Origin of the sequence: Jingyaoa shaoxingensis (genome assembly GCF_014385005.1) — a bacterium.
In the GTDB taxonomy this organism is placed as follows: Bacteria; Bacillota; Clostridia; order Lachnospirales; family Lachnospiraceae; genus Marvinbryantia; species Marvinbryantia shaoxingensis.
The window spans coordinates 1-1,969 of record NZ_JACRSZ010000049.1 but is presented as its reverse complement, the minus strand read 5'-3'; the positions used below and the strand labels follow the sequence as shown (position 1 = coordinate 1,969).

The following is a 1,969-nucleotide window of genomic DNA, read 5'->3' as shown; positions in this document are numbered from 1 at the left end:
TTATTTTATTCTACAATCTTCCTGTTATAGTCCTTATGAAACACAAGCTCATACTGTGAGATTTGTGTCATTTCCAACTTATTTCACTGCTACTTCATAATATTCTGGTTCTTCTGTCACGTCTCCATTGCCATTTGTTGTTTTATAGAAAAGTACAGACGCAACCTGATCTGGATCTATCACACGGTCAAATGCAAAGCTTGAGATATATTCATCACTGTCTTCTGAAATATATCCTTCTGTTCCAGGTCCTCCATACAGATTCATGATGGTTGTCCCATCCTTATATTTTACTCCGCTGACCATTGGTGCTTCTTCATAATGGGTAGTTACCTGCGTTTCTCCATTTTCATCTTCATATTCCTCATTTTTTTCAATCCGTGGAAAATCATAAGACACACGGATAGATACCGGAGAGAGTTCCACACCGGTCACAGTTGCCCCAGAATCTCCCAACTTCTGTTCCGTTTCTGTGAATCTGGATACATCTGCACCACCAAGCGTCATATCCAGTGCCCATGTTCCATCAATATCCGGTGTATAGTCTGCTTTTGCCACAGTTCCAAGATTTTTAAATTCCACATGCAGATTCTTTCCCATAAAAAAGCCTTTTTCATCACTCTTGGCCAGTACCATATGGTATTCCAGACTGCCATCATCCATCACGTAATTTTCGATAATGGAACCATCTTCCTCTGTCTCCAGTTCTGATCCGTCAGCATGAACTGCCATTCCATTTTCATCTGATATCATTCCATTGTAGAAACTGCCTCCCCAGCTGAAATCATCCTGTCCATCCACTGTAACAGATATAGTTTCAAAATCTGGCTGAACTCCCTGTTCCACCGAATAACCGTCTATCTTAAAGGAAAGATAGGTATAGTAATTATCCGTAATGCTCTGCTGTGCAGTCACTGTCACGCCTGCATCGGTTACGGTTGCATCGGAAAATGCCGCCATTCCATTTTCTTCCATATGATTCTGCTGATCCTCGGAAATACGCAGTTCTTCTTTCAGTCCTTTACTCCATCCGGTATATGCTGCATAGGCTGTTGCTGTTCCTACTGCCAGGGTTGCTGCCAGTGCAATTACCATATATCTCTTTCTGCATTTTCTTTCCGGTTTCTGATATGTAATCATTTTGTTATTTTTCATATCGGCATCCTTTCTGATCTGTTCCAATATCTTATTTGCTTTGTCCGTTACGATTTTAGGTATTTCGATATCCTGCTGTAATGTATAGATAGTATCATTCCTACTCATATGTTTGCCCTCCTCTTCCGCAAATCGTAGATATCCGTCAGGCTGTCACGCCCTCTTGCCAGCCGGCTTTTTACGGTTCCCTCTGATATTTCCAGTATCTGACTAATTTCGCTGACCGTAAATCCTTCCACATAATGAAGCATCATCACCAGCCGGTATTTTTCTGAAATGGAATCTAAAGTCTCCTTCCATTCAATATTTTCATATGCTATTTCCTGATATCCCTGCTCTGGAAACTCTGCATCAACAGTGATATTCCTGTTTTTTCGAATCAACTCATAACATTTATTAATCAATATCCTTGTCATCCAGGTTCGAAAATAACTGTTATATTTTAGACTCCCCAACCGCTCCCAACATATCAGTATGGTCTCTGAAATAGCATCTGCCACATCAGCATCCTGGGATAAAATAGATCTGGCTGTTTTGTACATATTCTTCATCTGTGACTGTATCAGATCCGTAAAGGCATCCGGATCTCCTTTTTTTGCTTTACTTACTAAATCATCCACTTAACTGCCCCTTTCTTTTTGTCTGTACGTACAGGAACATTTTTCATGTTCTATCTATTAGATGCATGAAAATGCAATTTTGTTCCATTTATTTTAAATAATTTGGAAAAAAGTTGAATGAGTTGGAAATTTAGAACCGAAACAGCGTATTCAGACTGAAGAGACAAAAAATCGCTACAAAAATTTTGTAGCGA

At 39.6% G+C, this 1,969-nt stretch carries 2 protein-coding genes; both read right to left on the bottom strand.

The window, feature by feature from the left end; all coding sequences use genetic code 11:
- Positions 1 to 78 precede the first annotated feature (78 nt).
- A complete protein-coding gene (locus H8716_RS17380) occupies positions 79 to 1,263 on the bottom strand; it encodes a DUF4179 domain-containing protein (RefSeq protein ID WP_249310219.1) in 1,185 nt (394 codons plus the stop codon).
- Positions 1,260 to 1,775, bottom strand: coding sequence for an RNA polymerase sigma factor (locus H8716_RS17375; protein WP_249310217.1), 516 nt, complete (start codon positions 1,773 to 1,775; stop codon positions 1,260 to 1,262). The genes H8716_RS17380 and H8716_RS17375 overlap by 4 nt, the downstream gene beginning before the upstream one ends.
- Positions 1,776 to 1,969: the final 194 nt, after the last annotated feature.